Origin of the sequence: Lysinibacillus sp. RS10, assembly GCF_041956855.1 — a bacterium.
GTDB classification, from domain to species: domain Bacteria; phylum Bacillota; class Bacilli; order Bacillales_A; family Planococcaceae; genus Lysinibacillus; species Lysinibacillus xylanilyticus_A.
Window position 1 is genome coordinate 3402904 of record NZ_CP167122.1, and the last position, 19559, is coordinate 3422462.

23 protein-coding genes are annotated in these 19559 nt (G+C 38.4%); 10 read left to right on the top strand and 13 right to left on the bottom strand.

All coding sequences use genetic code 11. From position 1 onward, the window contains the following. Positions 1 to 14: 14 nt before the first annotated feature. From ACB089_RS17390 to ACB089_RS17400, 3 genes are read right to left on the bottom strand one after another with little or no spacing between them, the layout of a single operon-like run. Positions 15 to 1307 carry an aminotransferase class V-fold PLP-dependent enzyme gene (locus ACB089_RS17390; RefSeq protein WP_374963017.1) on the bottom strand — a complete coding sequence of 431 codons (1293 nt, stop codon included), beginning with the start codon at positions 1305 to 1307 and terminating at the stop codon, positions 15 to 17. After that, a complete protein-coding gene (locus ACB089_RS17395) occupies positions 1288 to 1542 on the bottom strand; it encodes a GNAT family N-acyltransferase (protein WP_374963019.1) in 255 nt (84 codons plus the stop codon). Before ACB089_RS17395 ends, ACB089_RS17390 begins: the two co-directional genes overlap by 20 nt. Positions 1543 to 1546: 4 nt before the next feature. Beyond that, complete coding sequence (locus ACB089_RS17400; protein WP_374963021.1) at positions 1547 to 2107, bottom strand: glycerol-3-phosphate acyltransferase; 561 nt, start codon at positions 2105 to 2107, stop codon at positions 1547 to 1549. A 99-nt stretch (positions 2108 to 2206) separates the two neighbouring features. Here ACB089_RS17400 and ACB089_RS17405 point away from each other — a divergent pair, with 99 nt between their 5' ends. Next, the gene (locus ACB089_RS17405) at positions 2207 to 2710 is read left to right on the top strand and encodes a hypothetical protein (RefSeq protein WP_374963023.1); all 504 of its coding nucleotides are present in this window, start codon (positions 2207 to 2209) and stop codon (positions 2708 to 2710) included. After that, positions 2646 to 2834: a hypothetical protein gene (locus tag ACB089_RS17410; RefSeq protein WP_374963025.1), complete on the top strand. Its 189-nt coding sequence runs from the start codon at positions 2646 to 2648 to the stop codon at positions 2832 to 2834. Before ACB089_RS17405 ends, ACB089_RS17410 begins: the two co-directional genes overlap by 65 nt. Before the next feature lie 83 nt (positions 2835 to 2917). Here the strand turns inward: ACB089_RS17410 and ACB089_RS17415 are convergent, their stop codons facing one another. The 5 genes from ACB089_RS17415 to ACB089_RS17435 all read right to left on the bottom strand — a co-directional run bounded on the left by ACB089_RS17415 (position 2918) and on the right by ACB089_RS17435 (position 8256). Continuing rightward, positions 2918 to 3883, bottom strand: coding sequence for a YpdA family putative bacillithiol disulfide reductase (locus ACB089_RS17415; protein ID WP_374963027.1), 966 nt, complete (start codon positions 3881 to 3883; stop codon positions 2918 to 2920). A gap of 96 nt (positions 3884 to 3979) precedes the next feature. After that, complete coding sequence (locus ACB089_RS17420) at positions 3980 to 4735, bottom strand: metallophosphoesterase (RefSeq protein WP_374963028.1); 756 nt, start codon at positions 4733 to 4735, stop codon at positions 3980 to 3982. Positions 4736 to 4895: 160 nt separating this feature from the next. After that, positions 4896 to 5699 carry a LysM peptidoglycan-binding domain-containing protein gene (locus tag ACB089_RS17425; RefSeq protein WP_374963030.1) on the bottom strand — a complete coding sequence of 268 codons (804 nt, stop codon included), beginning with the start codon at positions 5697 to 5699 and terminating at the stop codon, positions 4896 to 4898. A gap of 85 nt (positions 5700 to 5784) precedes the next feature. Next, positions 5785 to 7227 carry a RecQ family ATP-dependent DNA helicase gene (locus ACB089_RS17430; protein WP_374963032.1) on the bottom strand — a complete coding sequence of 481 codons (1443 nt, stop codon included), beginning with the start codon at positions 7225 to 7227 and terminating at the stop codon, positions 5785 to 5787. After that, on the bottom strand, positions 7228 to 8256 hold the full coding sequence (locus ACB089_RS17435) for a helix-turn-helix domain-containing protein (protein ID WP_374963034.1): 1029 nt from the start codon (positions 8254 to 8256) through the stop codon (positions 7228 to 7230). Positions 8257 to 8363: 107 nt separating this feature from the next. Here ACB089_RS17435 and ACB089_RS17440 point away from each other — a divergent pair, with 107 nt between their 5' ends. The 3 genes from ACB089_RS17440 to ACB089_RS17450 all read left to right on the top strand — a co-directional run bounded on the left by ACB089_RS17440 (position 8364) and on the right by ACB089_RS17450 (position 10327). Then, a complete protein-coding gene (locus ACB089_RS17440; protein ID WP_374963035.1) occupies positions 8364 to 8612 on the top strand; it encodes a ferredoxin in 249 nt (82 codons plus the stop codon). Between the two features lie 169 nt (positions 8613 to 8781). Then, a complete protein-coding gene (locus ACB089_RS17445) occupies positions 8782 to 9372 on the top strand; it encodes a hypothetical protein (protein WP_374963036.1) in 591 nt (196 codons plus the stop codon). Between the two features lie 172 nt (positions 9373 to 9544). Next, entirely contained in the window at positions 9545 to 10327 is a 783-nt protein-coding gene (locus tag ACB089_RS17450) for an enoyl-ACP reductase (protein ID WP_223553174.1), read from the top strand. Between the two features lie 71 nt (positions 10328 to 10398). On the opposite strand, the gene ACB089_RS17455 is transcribed toward ACB089_RS17450, so the two are convergent. Beyond that, the gene (locus ACB089_RS17455) at positions 10399 to 11070 is read right to left on the bottom strand and encodes a peptidylprolyl isomerase (protein WP_374963038.1); all 672 of its coding nucleotides are present in this window, start codon (positions 11068 to 11070) and stop codon (positions 10399 to 10401) included. Between the two features lie 74 nt (positions 11071 to 11144). After that, positions 11145 to 12350, bottom strand: a complete 1206-nt coding sequence (locus ACB089_RS17460; protein WP_374963040.1) for an MFS transporter — start codon at positions 12348 to 12350, stop codon at positions 11145 to 11147. A gap of 527 nt (positions 12351 to 12877) precedes the next feature. Here ACB089_RS17460 and ACB089_RS17465 point away from each other — a divergent pair. After that, a complete protein-coding gene (locus tag ACB089_RS17465; protein ID WP_374963042.1) occupies positions 12878 to 13441 on the top strand; it encodes a GNAT family N-acetyltransferase in 564 nt (187 codons plus the stop codon). A gap of 45 nt (positions 13442 to 13486) precedes the next feature. Here ACB089_RS17465 and ACB089_RS17470 read toward each other — a convergent pair whose 3' ends face one another. Both ACB089_RS17470 and ACB089_RS17475 read right to left on the bottom strand, forming a co-directional pair. After that, a complete protein-coding gene (locus tag ACB089_RS17470) occupies positions 13487 to 15052 on the bottom strand; it encodes an SPFH domain-containing protein (protein ID WP_374963044.1) in 1566 nt (521 codons plus the stop codon). A 15-nt stretch (positions 15053 to 15067) separates the two neighbouring features. Beyond that, positions 15068 to 15598 carry a hypothetical protein gene (locus tag ACB089_RS17475; protein WP_374963046.1) on the bottom strand — a complete coding sequence of 177 codons (531 nt, stop codon included), beginning with the start codon at positions 15596 to 15598 and terminating at the stop codon, positions 15068 to 15070. 162 nt (positions 15599 to 15760) lie between these two features. On the opposite strand from ACB089_RS17475, the gene ACB089_RS17480 reads away from it, so the two are divergent. The 4 genes from ACB089_RS17480 to ACB089_RS17495 all read left to right on the top strand — a co-directional run bounded on the left by ACB089_RS17480 (position 15761) and on the right by ACB089_RS17495 (position 18238). After that, the gene (locus ACB089_RS17480) at positions 15761 to 16159 is read left to right on the top strand and encodes a hypothetical protein (RefSeq protein ID WP_374963048.1); all 399 of its coding nucleotides are present in this window, start codon (positions 15761 to 15763) and stop codon (positions 16157 to 16159) included. 74 nt (positions 16160 to 16233) lie between these two features. Continuing rightward, the gene (locus ACB089_RS17485) at positions 16234 to 16617 is read left to right on the top strand and encodes a hypothetical protein (RefSeq protein ID WP_374963049.1); all 384 of its coding nucleotides are present in this window, start codon (positions 16234 to 16236) and stop codon (positions 16615 to 16617) included. Positions 16618 to 17163: 546 nt separating this feature from the next. Continuing rightward, positions 17164 to 17433: a DUF2750 domain-containing protein gene (locus ACB089_RS17490; protein WP_374963051.1), complete on the top strand. Its 270-nt coding sequence runs from the start codon at positions 17164 to 17166 to the stop codon at positions 17431 to 17433. A gap of 238 nt (positions 17434 to 17671) precedes the next feature. After that, on the top strand, positions 17672 to 18238 hold the full coding sequence (locus tag ACB089_RS17495; protein ID WP_374963053.1) for a DUF4256 domain-containing protein: 567 nt from the start codon (positions 17672 to 17674) through the stop codon (positions 18236 to 18238). A gap of 233 nt (positions 18239 to 18471) precedes the next feature. Here ACB089_RS17495 and ACB089_RS17500 read toward each other — a convergent pair whose 3' ends face one another. Further along, positions 18472 to 19206, bottom strand: a complete 735-nt coding sequence (locus ACB089_RS17500; protein WP_374963055.1) for a hypothetical protein — start codon at positions 19204 to 19206, stop codon at positions 18472 to 18474. Positions 19207 to 19559: the final 353 nt, after the last annotated feature.

Sequence of the window (19559 nt, forward strand, 5' to 3'; positions counted from 1 at the left end):
ATCTTCACTTTAACTTATGCATCTGCAACTTGCTTATAATAACTTAAGATATTATGTAAACGTTCGATTGCTAACTCAAAATCTGGCTGTATAACAGAAAGCTGTATAAAATTTCTTCGTCGTAAGTATTGGATATCTGCATGAACATATAACCCATTTAACTTTAAATCGCTCTGTAGATTTGCCAAAGCTTTAGGAAGTTGTAAAGTAATTAACATCGGATATTGTCTAGTTGAAACTTGATAGTGCATAAATGGTAGCTGCAGTAATGTATTAAAGCGTTGCTGTAGCTGTCCATATCTTTCTGGATATGCTTGTAATGCTGTTTCAACATTTGCTACAAGTACTGCTGGTAACGTAAACGGAATCGCACCTTGCTGGTAATTAGCTAAATCGAGATAAGCTGGTAATGTTGTTGAAGATTTAACAATGTTTTGCGAAAACACGAAAGCCAAGCCACTAAGCGCACCAATAGCTTTTCCACTTACCGCAGTTGCTAAGTAACAATCTTCTAAAGTAAATGGCATTGCTCCGAACGAACTAATGCAATCAACGCAAAGCTTTGTATCATAACGTTTAGTCAGCTGTAAAATCCCCTTTAAGTCATTGCAAGTACCAGTCGACGTTTCTCCATGTACTACAAGAAGCCATTGATAAGATCCCTTTTGTAAATAAGACTCCAAAATATTTATAGCAAACGTACTGCCCCAATCTTGTTCAACCACATCAAAATCCAATGACCATCTCTCAGCTTGCTTCCGAAGACGTTCTCCAAATTCACCATTTATTAAAATAAGTCCACGTCCTAATTGTTGAGCCTTCAATTGCCCTAGCATCACCTCATTAGCCAATGTCCCAGTTCCTACTATCGTAGCTACATGTTCTGCTCCTGATAATTGAAGCAACTTATTTCTCATTTGCTCAAATAGCGATTGAAAGCCCAACGAACGATGAGAAAGCTCAGAATAATTAAATGGTTCGTTTTGTTTCACTGGTCCTGGATAAAATGTATGGCACTCCTTCGCGAGTCTTTGCTGCAAAGACTTTTCAAATTGCTGTCTTGTTAATACCATGGGTAAAAATAAAGCATCCTCTGTCCCTGTTGCAGATGCAAATTGGGTAAAACCCATTTGCTTATACAGTTTCTCTTCACGAGTAGTCCCTGAGATTACGGCTGCCGAATAACCTTTTTCGTATGCAAAAGCAGTTAATGCCTGTGTCAATTTCAGCAGTACTCTTCCTGTTCGATATGCCTTCTTCACAGCAAGCAATCGAATTTCACATAGCTTAGCATAAATACTGCTCAACCTTTCCTATCTTTTCATCAATTGAAAACGGTCTCTGATCTCTAAAGGCAAGCATCCCTATAAGTTCTAATTCTTTATAAACAACGATATACGTATTTTCATGATGAAATCGGTCCATTTTTTTTCTAGCGGAATTAGGTTGATGCTGTGGAATTTCTTCGACAAAGGTTTCATAATTTAATCGTGCAATTTCCTCAAACTCCGCTTCCGTATGCGCAATTTTACACCAATACATATCATCACTTCCTTCTCCCTAAAACTTCGTTAATATTCGACATATGCTTCATAATTATAAAGATTATTGCTACTAGTATTGGTATGTATAACAGTAATTGATCGGTATAAACAATTGCTCCACTATATAAAACAAAGCCACCTAACATACTAAGCGTTAAACTTCTCGTTACACTAAGCGTAATAGCTGTCCCTACAACCATCATTAAAAATAAGTTTGGTGACAATGCCAAACCTACACCTATAAAAGTTGCTACCCCTTTTCCCCCTTTAAATTTCAGCCAAAATGGAAACAAATGACCAAACATAACTAAACAAGCACCTAGAACGATTTCCCATTCTTCAAAATGCCATAAATGTCCTACACCAACAACAAGCACACCCTTTAAAGAATCCCCTAAAAAGGTCCATATAAATGCAGCTTTCCCAATAACATTGCCAGCATTTCGAGCACCTAAGTTTCTACTCTTTTGTTCCTGTAAATTAACACCATACGCTTTTCCAACGAAATATGCCGTCATAAAGTTCCCTACGATATAACTAAATATCCAGTATAAACCAAGCATTCATTCACACCTTTTTAATTAACTTCGATGAATTTTTGTCTCATTACCATTACATGGGTTAGATTTCCGATCCTACTGGGCACTTTTCTGTGGCGTCCGATGAGTTGCGTATGCTCTTCAATCCGTTGCTTCGATCTCTTTCTGTTGCTCTGGACCTTTTTCCCGTCGCTTCGACTCTTTCATCCGTCACCCTGGACCTTCTTTCCGTCGCTTGGGCTCTTTTATCCGTCGCTCTGGCTCTTCTTTCCGTCGCCTCGACTCTTTCATCCGTCACCCTGGACCTTCTTTCCGTCACTTCGACCTCTTTCCGTCGCTTGGGCTCTTTTATCCGTCGTCATGACCCTTCTTTCCGTCGCTCTGGCTCTTCTTTCCGTCGCTTCGACCTCTTTCCGTCGCTCTGGCTCTTCTTTCCGTCGCTTCGACCTCTTTCCGTCGCTCTGGCTCTTCTTTCCGTCGCTTCGATCTCTTTCCGTCGCCATGACCCTTCTTTCCGTCGCTCTGGCTCTTCTTTCCGTCGCTTCGACCTCTTTCCGTCGTCATGACCCTTCTTTCCGTCGCTCTGGCTCTTCTTTCCGTCGCTTCGACTTCTTTCCGTCGCCATGACCCTTCTTTCCGTCGCTCTGGCTCTTCTATCCGTCGCCATGACCCTTCTTTCCGTCGCTCTGGCTCTTCTTTCCGTCGCTTCGACCTCTTTCCGTCGCTTGGGCTCTTTTTTCCGTCGTCATGACCCTTCTTTTCGTCGCTTTCTCTCTTCTATCCACCGTCTTAAAAAAAGCTATATAAGCATACACGCTTATACAGCTCCTATTACTATTTCTCTCTATTGGCAATTGTCTTTGCAATACAATCACCATGGAAACGGCCATTTTCAATAAAAATTTCATTGGCATTATTTCCAGCTGCAATAACTCCAGCAATGAATAACCCTTCCACATTTGTTTCCAGAGTTTCTGCATGAAAGAAAGGACGACCCGTTTCATAATCAATTGAGACACCCATTGCTCGAATAAATGAATGATCTGGATGATAGCCTGTCATCGCAAAAACAAAATCATTTTTTACAGTTTTTTTGCTACCATCAATTTCTACTACGACCTCATGCTCACGGATTTCCAGTATATTTGTATTGAAATACATTTGGACTTCTCCATTTCGTACTACTCCTTCAAATTCTGGTAAAACCCATGGCTTGATGCTAGGTGAATACTCACTACCACGATAGGCAACCGTGACGCGAGCCCCAGCCTTATTCAACTCAAGCGCCGCATCCACTGCCGAATTTTTCCCACCTATTACAAGAACATCAGTATCAAAAAATTCATGTCCCTCTTTAAAGTAATGGAAGACTTTCGGCAATTTCTCACCTGGAATGTGTAAATAATTTGGATGGTCATAATAGCCTGTGGCGATCACAACATAAGGTGTTGTATAAACCTCTTTATTTGTCGTTACTGTAAACTCCGCTCCATTTTTTACAACGCTATTTACTTTCTCGAAGCGGTTTACTTGAATATCCTTCAAACGCACAACTTCTCGATAATAAACTAGTGCTTGATTTCGCTTAGGTTTACGTCCTTCTATGATAAAAGGCACATCACCAATAGCTAAACGTTCACTCGTGCTAAAAAAAGTTTGATGCGTAGGATAATTGTAAATCGCATTTACGATATTTCCTTTTTCAATTACAATTGGCTTTAATCCAATATTTTGCAAGGCTATTGCCGCCGCTAAACCACATGGACCTCCTCCAACAATAATTGCATCTGCTTGCTGCATTTCTTGACACTCCTATCAACTTTGTATCAGCGATTTGCTAATACTCGAATAAATCCTTATCGCTCCATTATACGCCTTCTATCGAGTTTTGGTTGTTTATTTACCCGAAATTTCAATGTCAATAATATGACATTGTGGCCTCGCACCAAGTCGGAAAGGTAACAATGTCGTACCATAACCGTTACTTACTAAAGTCATCACACCCTCACGCTCTCGATAGGAGCCATTTGGATGCACACCATATGGGCCAATTCTTATTTGACCTCCGTGTAAATGCCCACCAATCATTAAATCTGCTCTAAATTTTGCACGGACTCTTGCGAAAACACCTGGGTTATGTGAAATAAAGACAACCAAGTCTTTCTCTCCTACCTTTGCAAATGCTTCATCAAAGCTATATTTCATTGTAGAGGTATCTTCAATTGCACTTAGCCAAAAGCGGTTTTTTTTAGGCAGTAATACTGCATCATTGGCTACGATCTGAACACCATGCTCCTGTAAAATACCTTGTAGCCGCTCCTCGCCTACTTCTCTGTCATTATTTCCCCATACAAAATAAGTCGGTCCTAAAGGAGTCAATAATTTTAAATTGTCATGAATACGCTCAATAGGGGTGCGTCCATCCGCAAAATCTCCACCAATAATAACCGCGTCAAATTGGCCATCTAACTGCTCAATCATCTGGTGGTTAATTTTTCGTAAGTGTGTATCCGAAATAAAAAACAGTCTAATCTTTTCCTGCTCACCCTTTAATAGCAATTGATGATGTAAAACATTGTTCTCATGTGCCACCTTTAACATATAAAGCAGGAACGCGATGACTACTAAAACGAATAGTCCAATATAAATCATTCCCTAACATCTCCTTATGAAAGCAAAAAGACGATTCGTTATAATGAAGAATCGCCTTTTTACTAAATCAGACGTACGCCTCAACTTTATTTGTTGTTGACGTTTGTCCTTTATTTTATACTAGAAAAACATCATTGCCAAAGAATGACACCTGCTTTTCTTATGGTAGTTTAATAACTTGCCCAACCATTACATCATTTGAAGACATACCGTTTGCTGCACGGATTTTCGCTAGGGTTGCTTCACTTCCATCACCGTAGTGATTCAATGCAATACGATATAGATTTTCATTTGCCTTTACAGTATGGGTACTTGCTTTTGCAGTTTGTTTCTCTTGTTCTGCTTTACGTGCTTCCTCGGCTTTGCGTGCTTGCTCAGCTTTTTTAGCTTCTTCTGCTTTTCTTGCCGCTTCAGCTTGTGCTATTCTAGCTTGCTCAGCTTTTTTAGCTTGCTCAGCTTTTTTAGCTTCCTCGGCTTTTCTAGCTTCTTCGGCCTTCTTAGCTTCTTCAGCATTTTTAGCATTTTTAGCATCTTCAGCTGCCTTTTTTTCAGCTGCTAATTTCTCAGCATCTTTCTTAGACTGATCTTTAGCTTTGTCTTCTTTTTCAGCTTTGTCTTTGTTTGCTTTATCGTCTTCTTTGTTTTTGTCAGCTACTTCAGCTTTATTTCCAGACTTATCAATTTCTACAATTGTATCCGTAGAATTTTTTTCAGCCTCTTCAATTGTTTCACCCGGTTCATAGAATTTTAAAAAATAGATTAATATTGATAATGGAATTAAGATAAAGATGACAAAAAGAATCGTCATTAATGGCGTTTTTCTTTTTGTTTTTTTCGGCTTTTTATTATTGCCCCCATTTTTATTCATTCTTGAAACTCTAGATAAATCTTGCTGCTCTGTTTGCTCTTCTACAAAAGATTGACGATGCTCTTCGATTTTATCGCGATAATCTTCTTTACTCATTCGCCTTTCCTCCAACCTTACTACGCTTTCTATCATTCTATTATGACGAATTTTGCGCAAAAAGTAAATGACCGTCAGTTATAGTCTAAAAGCCCATTAAAAGTTGCTTTAATCGACTTTTCCAAGGAATCATTTCTATTTTCTTCTCTTCCTTCAAGCGTGCTTTATTGATTTCATCATAATTGATTCCACAATTTTCACAACAGTTTTCCGGTTTTTTCAACAATTCTTGCCCAAAATACCTGACTAGCTGCTTGCGAATACAGTCTTTTGTCTGAGTAATTTTTTGCATTTCATTGACAGCACGGTATTTTTCCAGTGCCAAATGATTTAGTCGTACTTTAACTTGTTCCATCGTTTCTTGTTGTAACCAATAATCAAGCACACGAAAAGCGGTCTCACTCAACTCTCCGTTTTTCAGCATTTGAGAGGGTTGTATTTGCTGATTTAGTAGTTCCTGATATCGATCGACATGACCAGATGTTGGCAAATCGCCTGTTACAACAAATTTTGCAAGTTCTACGTCATCATCACAATAAAGTAAAATTGCAAGCGCCGGGTGACCATCACGCCCCGCTCGACCAATCTCCTGCATATAATTTTCTACATTGGCAGGCATCGTTTCATGAATGACCTGACGAATATCCGACTTATTGATCCCCATCCCAAACGCATTTGTTGCCACAATCCAGTCGAGTTCCCCGTCAATAAATTGTTGCTGAATAAACTGGCGATCCTCAGCACCAAAGCCTGCATGATAAGCAGCCGCTCGTATACCTGCCTGGATTAGTACCTCACTATATTGTTCAGCACGCTTTCGCGAGGACATATATAAAATACCTGGTCCTGCTGTCTCTTTTATATGCTGTTTAATCCAGTGTACTTTATCTTCCCGATCCTCAAATACAACACGGCCGAGATGAATATTAGATCGATCCACATTATATAAAAACTCAAAAGGTGAATCTAGCGACAATGTATCCCGTATATCATTGACTACTTTATTCGTCGCAGTCGCTGATAAAGCTAAAACAGGTGGACGATTTGCTTGTGAAAACCACTGCCCAATTCGTAAATAATCTGGTCGAAAATCAAAGCCCCACTGAGAAATACAGTGTGCCTCATCCACAACAATAAGACCTAACTGCATTTGTGAAAGCTTGTCCTGAACTTGTTGCTGCAATAGCATTTCTGGTGACGTAAAAATAAAACGAAACTGCTCTAAAAAATGTAATACATATCGTTTCTCACTTACGGTTAAAAATGAATTTAAAGCAACTACCCTCTTTTCACCAAAGCGTTTTAACTCCTCTACCTGATCCTGCATTAGCGAAAGCAGTGGAGAAACAATTAATACCGGCTTATGCAAGATATACCCTGGCAATTGATAACAAAGTGATTTACCCATTCCTGTCGGTAATAGAGCAATAACATCTTTTCCTTCTAGGATTGCTTCAATAACCTCTTTTTGCCCTGGACGAAAAGCTGTATAACCAAATTGCTTTGCCAATATTTGTTCAAGTTCCATTTATACCTCTCCTTTCGCGAGGACAAGCTTTAACTGGAAATAACTCATACCTTCAACCACTTCATGCAATGTTTTTAATTTTTTTGTTTGATATTGTTTCGATGCCTGCCAAACTTTTTCCGCTTCCTTATAAGAGACGAATGGACCAATCGAAAAGTTTGGTTCATACATGGCTAATTCTACTAAATGATCCTCAATGGTACTTTGTTTTAGCTTTCTTATTTGCATAATCTGTTCAAGCGAATAGCCCTGCTCATATAAATACGCTGTTTGCTGAGCTGAATCGGTTAATAACGCCTTTACTCTTAGTTCCTCTGCTATGTTTCCAAGTAACGGATAATCAGTTGTTTGATGGACTTCATTTAAAAATACATGCAGCAATTCTATAAACGCTAATTGACAATCTAAAACTGCTTCCTTTCGTTCACTAGCAAGTTGCTGCCATGTCCATCCTGGTAAACCATAGCCACTCAATCGATAGAGGACAAGCTGTTTGTTGGCTTCAGATAAAGATAACTCAGAAAGCACGCTTTCGCATTCCTCCAGTAATTGCTGCTGTAAATGCCCATCTTGATAGTTATGTTCAAGTAAAAATGTACGAACCCAAGACTGAATATTCATATCCCTACTTATTGGAGAAAAGGAACGTATTCCCGCACTCTGATAGGATAAACTTTGTACAATTAATGACAATCTCGCAAAAAATATATGCTCATTTCCCCTATAGTGCCACCCATCAAATAAAAAATCAGGTGTTTGCTCCGCTCGCTGTAAACCTAGCTTTTTCATGGAATAGTGACCAGATTCTTGTATTATTAACCAACTATCCTGCGAAAATAAGGATACGGCTTCATCAAATGTCGCTCGCGGTAACTTAGGTAATAGCCCGAAATAATTATGTAGCTGAAATAACCCAATGTCTTGAATCGTCTGTCCTGAGCGCTTTCCTCTCAATACATGATAAGCTGCAGAAATAGACCGTTCGTTATTGAGTTTTTGAAAGATTTGCAATAAAATTTGATGAAACATAGACGCAAATTCCTCCAATTTAATAGTATTTATGTTGAAAAGTAAGATAAACATCTTTAAAATGAGTATGAAGCTTTGTAGGAACATGTAAAAGGAGAGAATGAAAAATGGCTAAGTTCACAATTGTTGATAAAGATACATGCATCGCTTGTGGCGCTTGCGGAGCCGCAGCCCCAGATATTTATGATTATGATGATGAAGGTATTGCCTTCGTTATTTTAGATGATAACATGGGAACTGCTGAAGTTCCAGATGATCTATTAGAAGACATGCAAGATGCTTTCGAAGGCTGCCCAACTGACTCAATCAAAGTAGCAGACGAAACTTTTGATGGCGACTCATTAAAATTCGAATAGTTTATAACTCTATTCGTACCCTGAAGGCATCCTTAACTGGGTGCCTTCTTACTTAATTAGAATCTTCACGTTGAAACACAAAAGAAACGCAACACTTAAATTTAGTTGATTATATGGTTGATTTCCCTACTCAGAATATATATAAACTCTATTGGAGGAATGAATGATAATGTTTAATCAATTAGAAACAAATCATAGTTTATATGATATTGACGAAGTCCAGATGAATCAATTTAAAAATCTTGCAGCAAAATGGCAATCTATTTTCCCTAATTATCAATTTAAGTGTATGAATGCATTAGATTCTTGGGCTGTTATTTTAAATTGCTGGTTCTTTTTAAAATCACATCAAAAAGATAGTCTTTTTTTAAATTCTTCAAAGGCAATGCACTATTCAATTAACATTTTTTTAATAGAAGAGCTCAAAAAGATTCAAATTATTCATAAAATTATCGAGAGAAATGATGACGATTTATTCTACTTCGTCGCTTTCCAACTAGGCAATGATATTGACCTCTGGGCCTATAACATATTCGGTCAAAATGATGCTGCAGATCTTATTGAACAAATAATCCAGCAACCCTATTTTCTAGCGCATTTGAATGATGATCTTCTATCTAGTGACAAAACATTTCATAAAGTTCAAACAAGAGCCATCAAAATTATGGCACAGGCTATTCGTACGCAAAACTGCTTTATGATTGCAGTACACAGCGCGGTCTACAATGCCTTAGATATGTATGAGGTAGCACAAATTTAAATACATCTATTGGATTCGTCTCTAAGTAAGTGGAGATGAATTTTTTTTGTGCCTATCCTAGTAACGTCGGACACTCTTTTTTATCTTATTATTGCATCCATTATTTATGTATGATAAGATTTTAGTAGGTGGTACTAATAACAGATATTATTTCATAAAGGGGTTCTTATAAATGATGGATAATTTATTACAATTAAAAGATAAGAATATTGTTGTAATGGGTGTGGCAAACGACCGAAGTATTGCTTGGGGTATCGCAAAACGTTTATTTGACGTAGGTGCAAATGTCATTTTCACATATCGTCAAGAACGTTCATTAAAAAAATTACAAAAACAATTAGAAAATATCGGACAATCTGATTCACTAATCGTACAATGTGACGTCAATAGCGACGAAAGCACAAAAGCAGCCTTCAATGAAATCGGTACAAAAGTAGGCGTGATCCATGGTATTGTGCACTCTGTAGCATTTGCCAATGCTGAGGATTTACACAATCGCTTCTTAGATACAACTCGTGACGGCTATGCATTTGCACAAGATACTAGTGCATATTCTCTTATTTCAGCAGCGAAAGCCGCACATCCTTATATGACTGAAGGCGGTTCTATCGTGACAATGAGTTACTTAGGAGCAGAACGCGTGCTTGATGGCTACAACGTCATGGGCGTAGCGAAAGCTGCATTAGAGGCTTCTATGCGCTACCTTGCTGCAGATATTGGTAAAGATAATATTCGTGTCAATGCGATCTCAGCAGGAGCGATTCGCACACTTGCTGCAAAAGGAGTTCCTTCATTTAACACAATTTTACACAAAATCGAGGAAACAGCTCCATTAAAACGTAATGTTCAACAAGACGAAGTAGCAGATATGACAATTGTGATGCTATCTCACCTATCTCGTGGTGTGACAGGTGAAACTATTTACATCGACGCTGGCTACAATATTATGGGTTAACTACAAAGAAGCATGGAAGATCATCCTTGATCTCTCATGCTTCTTCGTCTTCATACTGATTGTCACATCAGTTATTTTAGTTTCTTTGGAGCTGGGTAATCAAAGCCCTTTGTATCCACTTCCACCTTTTTCATTTGCTGATCTTCTAATGGTTTTTCACCATCTCGTTCAACAGAAACAATAGCATCTACTGTTTCCATCCCCTCGATTACTTTCCCAAAGGCAGCATATTTGCCATCAAGATGTGAGGCTTCCTCTACCATAATGAAAAATTGAGATCCCGCAGAATTCGGATCACCCGAACGAGCCATTGAGATGACACCGCGTTCATGCTTCAAATCATTTTTAAAACCATTTGAAGAAAACTCACCCTCAATGGAATAGTCTGGACCACCTGTACCATTACCTGAAGGATCTCCACCTTGAATCATAAAATCCGGGATAACCCGATGGAAAATAAGACCATCATAAAAACCTTCTTCCACTAAGGAAATAAAATTAGCTACCGTATTCGGCGCTGCTGAAGGCTCTAATTCTATAACGATTTTTTCTCCATTGTTCATTGTGATCGTCACAATTGGATTTTCCTTCACATTTGATGAATAATCCACCTTTTCTTCTGATTCCTTTTCCTTACTTCCCTCTGATTGCCCACTTTCTTTAGCTGCTCCACAGCCTGTCAAAACAAAGGCTACAGCTAGCAAAGCAAAGACAAATGAAAATCCTTTATAACGCGTGAACATATTCTTTCAACTCCTCTTTATAACCATTCTACTCATTATAAGACTATCAAATAGTTTACGACAAATCATTCTTCTTAAAGCCCCGCTGCAATACATTGTTTGGCAATAATACCCTTTAATAAAAATGACAGTAAGCATGCAACGACTAAAAATAAAGTAATCATCGCAATAACGCCTCCCCAGCCGTAATGCATCCAAAATATTCCCCCTACTGTTCCCCCAACACTTGAACCAAAATAATAGAAAAATAAATAGAGAGAAGATGCTTGTGCCTTATCATGAGTGGCTCGTTTACTCACCCAGCCACTAGCAATCGAGTGCGCCGCAAAGAAACCAAACGTAAAGATTGTAATCCCTATAATTTTCAAACTAAGTAGCCCGATTAATGTAAGTATTGCCCCTGTTAACATGATAGCAATGGACAATAACAACATTTTTTGGCGGCCATATTGATCCGCTAGACTACCAAACCAAGCGGAGCTAAAAGTACCCACTAAGTAAATAACAAAAATCCACCCAACAATTGTGGCACTTAAATTATAAGGCGGTGCCATTAATTTAAAGCCAATGTAGTTATAAAGAGTCACAAAGCTTCCCATTAATACAAAGCCAATACCAAAAAGACATAGCATGGATGGGTCCTTTACATGTTGGATAAGTGATGTCGTCAATGCTTTTATTTGCAATGGACGTGCTGTAAAATGCTTAGAGTTAGGTAGCATCCAGATAAATAACACACTAATCATAAGACTGATGACACCGAGGACAATCATCCCCACTTGCCACGTGTAAAGGTCTGTTAGTGTCCCTATGATAACTCGTCCACTAAGCCCCCCTACCGAATTACCACTTATGTACAAGCCCATCGCAATACCTAAACTAGAAGGATCCATTTCCTCCCCTAAATAAGCCATCGCAATTGCTGGCAAGCCGGCAAAGACAACTCCCTGTATCACACGCAACACTAAAATCGTTTCAAAATTAGGAGAAAAGGCAAGTGCAAGTGTAAGAATAGATGCCGCAAAAATAGAAATCGTCATCAAAGATTTCCTACCCCATGCCTCTGATAAGGAGCCAACAATAATCATACTGATCGATAGCGCAAAGGTTGTCACAGAAAGCGATAAACTCGCAACGGCTGGTGAAACATGAAACTCCTTTGCAAATGTTGGTAGCAGCGGTTGTGTCACATATAAGTTAGCGAAAGTTATAAAGCCTGCTAAAAATAAAGCCCAATTAGCTTTATTAAAGGCCTTAGTCCCTCTTTGAATAGTATCCATTTCTCTCTCCTTACGTACAGGCAGTTCTACTATTATTCTAATACAATTTTTTTAAACAAACGATAGGTTAAGAGCCAATACTTCGTTTTCCTTTCAAAGATTCTTCAAAGAATCAACACCTCACCTTATTCAACAACAGTTTACTTAAATATTGTCACATTAATTTTAAGAAAATTTAAAATTAAATCTATTTTGAATTGACAGTTATTGTGATACAGTGAAAGTAATCATCTAGAAATCATTGGTAATACGAACTCCGTTGACCATACTATTTTCGTTGCACAGACTTGGAGGAATTTCCATGAAGATTATCGAGGCATTAACTGAATGTCTACGGAGTTGCCATCAATGCTTTCTCATTTCCAATCCGTGAAAATGGTAAAGTCGTAGGTACCCTAGCATTTGGACTGCCAACGAATGAACAGGTACAGCTCGTTCAAGATTTCAGTGAAAGAGTTAACCGTTCTGAGTCGTGAAATGAAAGGCTTTATGCATGATTCCTTAAAATAATAACGAGGTGAAAAACATTGCAAATTACAATTGATCAGCAATTATCTTTACGTACTCTAACATTAGAAGATGCCAAAACAGTTTTTGCATTAACAGATGCATCACGAGCCTATTTACGCGAATGGTTGCCGTGGTTAGATATTACAAGAGATGTAGCTGACACAACGGCTTATATTGAAGGTTGTATAAAAGGACATGAAGCTAAAAGCAGCCTTTCTCTTGTCATCATTTTTCAAAATGAAATCGTTGGGATTGCGGGCTTCAATGTTATAAACTATAGCAATAAAATTGCTGCTATTGGCTATTGGCTCAGTGAAGGAGCTCAAGGACATGGTATTATGACGAGGACCGTACAGGCTTTATTGCAATATGCTTTTGAAGAGTTACAGCTCAATAAAGTCGAAATTCGTGCTGCCTTGGGCAACACAAAAAGCCAGGCCATCCCTGAACGACTAGGCTTTACAAAAGAAGGGACGATTCGTGAAGCAGAATGGCTTTACGATCATTATGTTGACCATGCTGCATACGGCATACTCGCTAGTGAGTGGAAACAAATTAATGAGGACTTTTCTTGCTCTTAACCGATAAATAGCCACCTGATGACACTCATCAGGTGGCTATTGTTATTATTGTTCAACTGTTTCTTTCATCTCTTTTTGTGTTTTATCAGCTGTAACGGGTTCTTGCTTTTTTTCTAAGCCAGCCGCTATTTGCTCTAGCTCAGGGCGCAATGTATGCTTACCTGCATAGCTTTCAATTAGTTCTTTAACGTCAATGCCCGAAGTTTCCTTCAATGATTCTTGTAATGTTGACATTAAATTAGTTGCGTAAGCGGTTACTTTATTGGCACCGCCGCTTCCTTCTCCTCCACCAGTATCGACAACCGTAATCTTATCGATATTGCCAAGTGGACTCGCTAGCTCTTTCGCATATTCTGGCATCATACGTACAATCATATCAAGGACAGCTGCTTGACCATAGTATTCGAAGGCTTCTGCAATTTTTCGTTTCGCCTCTGCTTCCGCAAGACCACGAAGGCGAATAATATCTGCATCTGTTTCCCCTTTGGCACGATCAGCATCTGCTTTAGCAAGACCATCCAAACGAATTTTTTCCGCTTCAGCTTGTGCCAATGATTCAATACGGTATTTCTCCGCATCTGCCTGCGCAAGTTCACGCATTTTGGCCGCTGCTGCATTTTGCTCGACAGCGTAACGATCCGCGTCAGCCTTTTTCTTAACTTCTGAATCGTATTGCTTCTCACGACGTAAAATCTCTTTTTCTTCTAACTCTATTTGCTTTTGACGTTCAATAATACGAATTTGCATTTCCTGTTCGGTTACTTCCTGCTTTGCACGCGCCGTTTCTAACTCATACGCTTGGTCTGCACGCGCTTTTGCGATGTCTTGTTCACGACGGAATTCTGCCACTTTTAACTGATTTTCTTTTTCCGCTTCTGCAATTTCTGTTGCACGTTCAAGCTCAGCCTTTTGTGCTTCCTTCGATGCTTCAGCACGCTTAATACGTGTTTCTTTTTCAGCGTCGGCAGTTGCGATATCTGCGTCACGTTTAACTTGTGCAATTCGTGGCTTACCAAGCGATTCTAAGTAGCCATTTTTATCGCGTACATCTTTAATCGTAAAGGAAACGATTGTCAGACCCATCTTCGCCAAATCTTGAGATGCAACACGTTGTACTTCTTGAGAGAATTTATCCCGATTTTTATAAATTTCTTCAACCGTCATTGAACCTAAGATCGAACGCAAATGACCTTCTAACACTTCACGCGCTTCATTTTCACGGTCTTCCTTTGGCTTTCCTAAAAACTGCTCTGCTGCCGTTGCAATTTCTGAAATAGAACCACCAACTTTTATGATAGCGGTTCCATCTGCCATCACTGGTACACCTTGTTCTGTATACACTTCAGGTGTTGTCACATCAAGCTTACTAGACAATAAGCTTAATGGCTGTGCTTGCTGAAAAATTGGGAATACAAATGTCCCGCCACCACGAATAATTTTTATGCGATTTCCTGACTCATCTTTATGTACATTTTTTGAGCCAAGATAGCTACCTGTCACAATAAGTGCCTCATCAGGACCCGCTGTTTTATACTTGGTCACATACAGTGCAACTAGTGCGATTAATATAAAAGCTACGATCCCTATAACAATTAAAATCTCCATTGGCATAAAAGTATCTCTCCTTTATAAAAATTTCTTCTCATAGGATCTTACAAAAAGTGTTCCTTCCTTTACTTCCACAATAAGTACTGTCGTATCATAATCGATAGCCTCATTGTCAAAGCCTGTTGCTCGCTTCGAAATCATACCACTTGTCGTTTCAATCACAACTTCTCCAAAACCGTCACTTGGGATTGGGACAATTACCTTTCCAAGCTGACCCCCAAGTGATTCTTCCGTATAAGCTAAAGAAACATCGGCCGATCTTAGTGGGACAAGAACAAACAAATAAAATAGTGCACTTAAAATAGCTCCGATGATACTAGCAGCAACGATATTCCAAACGCTAGAGAATAAGGCTAACTTTTCTAAAATAAATCCTGCTGCTGACATCAACGTAATGAAAGATAGAATGACACTTGGATTAAAAATCGGCAGTCCTTCTCCAATGCCCTCGACAGCATCGCCAAAAAACATAAATAAGAGCGTTGCAAGGCCAGCGAAAATTAATACCACTAAAAAGATCTGCTCAAGTGAATAGCCAAATAGCGTCAAGTTGTTCACCCCTTTTCATTGTATTACCTACTATACGATTGTACTCAATAGAAAGTTTCATAATTTTTCATATTTTTAAATTTTTGAATGGGTAGTTATCAATGATGCCTCGGCATCATTGCGTCCGGAATCGGCTTTGTGCTTAGGCCTGCAGATGTTTTTGTGCGAAAGCGCAGCGTCAGCGGCAGATGTTTTTTGTGCGAAAGCGCAGCGGCAGCGGCAGATGTTTTTTGTGCGAAAGCGCAGCAGCAGCAACATGGTTTTGTCTGTGCGAAAGCGAAGCGGCAGCAACATGGTTTTTGCCTGTGCGAAAGCGCAGCGTCAGCAACATGGTTTTTGCCTGTGCGAAAGCGAAGCGTCAGCAACATGGTTTTGTCTGTGCGAAAGCGAAGCGAAGCGAAGCGAAGCGAAGCGAAGCGGCAACAACACGACGTTGGTCACTCAGGCGTTTTCACAGGATGTGAAGCTCTTAGCCTGAGTTCCTCTATTTCAGCGGATGTTTTTTGTACCGAAAGCGTAGCGACAGGTACAGATGTTTGGACACCCGCTAAAATAAGTTAAATTAGTAATTTTCATTCTCTTCAAACAGAACCATGTTACAATAAAATGAATACTGGCAACTAAGGAGATATTGCATGAAGCTTTCAACTATTTTAAACTTTTTTATTCTTGTATTTTTCACCTTACTTTTCGTCAATGATTTTTTCCCGCACACTACACTAGCTGAGATATTGTCTAAACAAATCATCCTTGTTATATTAATCGCTCTTGTCATCATACAAATCGCGTCAGATAAGGGAAAATATAAAAAGCTTTCTAAAAAAGCATATGTTGGCTTAACAGTATATACAGTCGGGCTTTGGATTGTTTTAACATTACTTGGCGGCGAATCTCAATTAGGTTTATCCTATAACAGTCCTTTTTTTTATTTGATCGTGTTGTTACTTGCGCTTGATTTACTACGTGTTTATCGTCAATCAAAGCGTGAACAGTCTGAGGAAAAAGCAAAGCAGGAATAAATACATAGAATTCCTTGTCACTTTATGTCATTCTATCCGTCACTTTGTTTCTACAGGCACAAAGTGACGCTTTCCTACACCCCCTATAAATTGTATCGATACCCTAAATAGAACCGAAATTAAAAGCATGTCAACGATTGGAATTAATTCAAAGTTCTAATCAGTAGACATGCTTTCTATTGTTTCTAATAAATTTATTGTGGCTTGAATGCATGCACGATCTAAAAGCAATCTGTGATTTTTGTTTCATTTTAAACTACGCAAAATCAAACATAAAATTGAATTGTTTTGGGGCTAGATTAGACTAAAAAACTAGGCAAGGTAGGATTTTTTTCTTTACTATAGCAGTAGATTAGTTTAATAAAAGGGAGTGTATTTTATTAATGGGTGTTTTCTTTAGGATTGTTGTTATTTAACGAAGTTGCATGTTAGTAGAAGAAGGATTAAGGATTATGTAATTAACAGTACTTAGAAAAAGTTGTATATAGTAATTTTATATTTCATTTGATATCTTTTTTAGAATGATACCTTAAAGGAATGACCAATATGAAACTAATGAAACGATTTATTTTAAACCGTTCTGCAGAAAAGCGCCTTGCATATTTTTATGGAATGGTTGCTACGGATGAACAGGTTTGGTTGCTACGCGACAAAAATGACGATTTGTTGCTATTCGAAGACGAAGACGGCTATCCATTTTTACTACCTGTTTGGCCAACTCGAAGCTTTGCTGAAATGGTGGCTGCCAATTTGGATGAGTCATTCGAAGCGTTCAACATGCCACTTGCGAATTTTTTTAGACGATTTAGTTGTTGATATTGAAAATGACGGTGGTGCCATATCGATTTTTCCAAACGAAAACGATACAATTATTCAAACTCGTGATGAAATAAAGGGAATGATTCGTGATTTATAATAAGCAGGATACTCCCCGTTAAACGGAGAACCCTATCATAAGCACGTTAAATTCTTTAGTAAAAATTGAATTTCTAATTGAACTGAGCAGTTTAATTCTTAAACCATTATGAGTAAAAACAATAAAGGGGAAACTACTATGACAAAGAAAAATAACGAGTTATCACCAGAACAACGTGAGGAACTACTCAAAACTTTGAAAGCACGTTTTGAAAAAAATATGAATCGCCATAAAGATCTTGAATGGGCTGAAGTACAAGCTAAACTCGAAGCTAATACTGAAAAACTATGGTCGCTCAATGAAATGGAAGGAACTGGCGGAGAACCGGATGTTGTTGGCCATGATCAAAAGACGGGCGAATACATTTTTTATGATTGTTCAGCGGAAAGTCCTAAAGGTCGCAGAAGTGTTTGTTACGACCGTGAAGCACTAGAATCAAGAAAAAAACACAAACCAGAAAATAACGCTATTGATATGGCAACTGCCATGGGCATTGAACTTTTAACGGAGGAACAATACCGTGAGCTGCAGAAACTTGAAAATTTCGATATGAAAACGTCGAGCTGGGTGCAAACACCTGCTAATATTAGAAAACTTGGTGGGGCTATCTTTTGTGATTATCGCTACGACACTGTCTTTGTGTACCACAATGGAGCAGATTCCTACTATGCTGCTAGGGGCTTCCGTGGCTCGCTAAGGGTCTAAATTTTGCATAGACGGATAAATTTGAATTTAGAACAGTTCATCTGGAGAAAGGCTTTAATTCCATATTTAATGTAAGGCTAAGAATACGTTAGTGAGGTATTCATAATAATGATGAAAATAGTACCCCTAAGCCCTTTTTCTATAAAGGTGGAGAGATGGCCGTTTTATTGAAAGTGGGGCTAGCTCATAGCTAACCCCACTCAAACCGCATTATATAGGCAGTAACAAAGCCTTTAAGATTCTAATACATTTAAAATAGCATCGAGTTCATTAACAGCAAGATCCAGACGTTCCTTTTCCTCGATATTTTGCTGTTTTAATTGACTAAACTCTAACAAATTTTTCTCATGCTTTAATTTGATAGAAGACAAACGCTCAATTCGTGATTCTACCTTTTCAATCGCTTGCTCACAAACTGCTGTCCATAGCTTTTCTGAGTGCTGCATTTCTGTTGTTGATGGGTTGTGTTGACGTATAATTCGTGCATATACCGCTTCAATTTGTTCAATTAATTCTGAGTAAAAATGTCGCTCTACACGAGTTGTTTGGAATGTTGGATGCTCTACCTCTTTTGCATATGGGGTAATTTGGCGTAGTAGCTTCCCAGCATTTTCACCGAAACCATGCGATAAATTCAGTACATTCATTAACTGTAATAGTAAACGAATTTCTTCTAGATTAATAAGCTGCGAATCAATGTTTTCCTTTAGCTTCAAGGACTCCAAAAAACGTCGATCAAAGTGCTCAATTTCACCATTGCGTTGCTCTACTAAATGTTCACTTGCATTGTCTTTTAAGCTTTTAATATAGCGAATTGCGTGGTTTTTTAGCTCTTCTGTTGACAGCAAGTTGTCATTGTCTTGTTGTGGCTTTCCTCGTTGAACATACGCAAATGCATCCATTTTTTTGGGCCATTGTGCTGCTGAGGTTTCTTCTGAGACATTATAGCGTATATAAATTCCGTGCATTCCATATCCTCCAAGTCCATTAAACAAGTATCTCTAAAGACAATAAATCGAATACGCTATTTTTTCAAGTAAAAAACTTTTAAAGATTGAAAATCCTTCTTTTGAACAATAATTCAAAAATTCCGAATAGTCGATACTAATCAGAATTACTCCATTTATCATCATAGAAATTTTACCATTTTACACTATGACAAGCTATGTTTGTACCCTGTTTCGAAACATATTCCATGACTAAATCTATTCCCAATAAAAGGTATCGCTAATAATGTTCCTACAATCGTACCAAGAAAGGCAATTGCCGTTGTTCCAATTAATAAATAGCGAGATAGAAAATTATAATATGTTCTATGGAT

Bases quoted from the DNA above. Each gene is read 5' to 3' on its own strand.
- ACB089_RS17435 (WP_374963034.1), bottom strand. From the start codon at position 8,256: ATGTTTCATCAAATTTTATTGCAAATCTTTCAAAAACTCAATAACGAA.
- ACB089_RS17405 (WP_374963023.1), top strand. From the start codon at position 2,207: ATGAGTTGCGTATGCTCTTCAATCCGTTGCTTCGATCTCTTTCTGTTG.
- ACB089_RS17425 (WP_374963030.1), bottom strand. From the start codon at position 5,699: ATGAGTAAAGAAGATTATCGCGATAAAATCGAAGAGCATCGTCAATCT.
- ACB089_RS17445 (WP_374963036.1), top strand. From the start codon at position 8,782: ATGTTTAATCAATTAGAAACAAATCATAGTTTATATGATATTGACGAA.
- ACB089_RS17415 (WP_374963027.1), bottom strand. From the start codon at position 3,883: ATGCAGCAAGCAGATGCAATTATTGTTGGAGGAGGTCCATGTGGTTTA.
- ACB089_RS17400 (WP_374963021.1), bottom strand. From the start codon at position 2,107: ATGCTTGGTTTATACTGGATATTTAGTTATATCGTAGGGAACTTTATG.
- ACB089_RS17490 (WP_374963051.1), top strand. From the start codon at position 17,164: ATGAAACTAATGAAACGATTTATTTTAAACCGTTCTGCAGAAAAGCGC.
- ACB089_RS17470 (WP_374963044.1), bottom strand. From the start codon at position 15,052: ATGCCAATGGAGATTTTAATTGTTATAGGGATCGTAGCTTTTATATTA.
- ACB089_RS17460 (WP_374963040.1), bottom strand. From the start codon at position 12,350: ATGGATACTATTCAAAGAGGGACTAAGGCCTTTAATAAAGCTAATTGG.
- ACB089_RS17455 (WP_374963038.1), bottom strand. From the start codon at position 11,070: ATGTTCACGCGTTATAAAGGATTTTCATTTGTCTTTGCTTTGCTAGCT.
- ACB089_RS17450 (WP_223553174.1), top strand. From the start codon at position 9,545: ATGATGGATAATTTATTACAATTAAAAGATAAGAATATTGTTGTAATG.
- ACB089_RS17440 (WP_374963035.1), top strand. From the start codon at position 8,364: ATGGCTAAGTTCACAATTGTTGATAAAGATACATGCATCGCTTGTGGC.
- ACB089_RS17500 (WP_374963055.1), bottom strand. From the start codon at position 19,206: ATGCACGGAATTTATATACGCTATAATGTCTCAGAAGAAACCTCAGCA.
- ACB089_RS17395 (WP_374963019.1), bottom strand. From the start codon at position 1,542: ATGTATTGGTGTAAAATTGCGCATACGGAAGCGGAGTTTGAGGAAATT.
- ACB089_RS17495 (WP_374963053.1), top strand. From the start codon at position 17,672: ATGACAAAGAAAAATAACGAGTTATCACCAGAACAACGTGAGGAACTA.
- ACB089_RS17485 (WP_374963049.1), top strand. From the start codon at position 16,234: ATGAAGCTTTCAACTATTTTAAACTTTTTTATTCTTGTATTTTTCACC.
- ACB089_RS17420 (WP_374963028.1), bottom strand. From the start codon at position 4,735: ATGATTTATATTGGACTATTCGTTTTAGTAGTCATCGCGTTCCTGCTT.
- ACB089_RS17410 (WP_374963025.1), top strand. From the start codon at position 2,646: ATGACCCTTCTTTCCGTCGCTCTGGCTCTTCTTTCCGTCGCTTCGACT.
- ACB089_RS17430 (WP_374963032.1), bottom strand. From the start codon at position 7,227: ATGGAACTTGAACAAATATTGGCAAAGCAATTTGGTTATACAGCTTTT.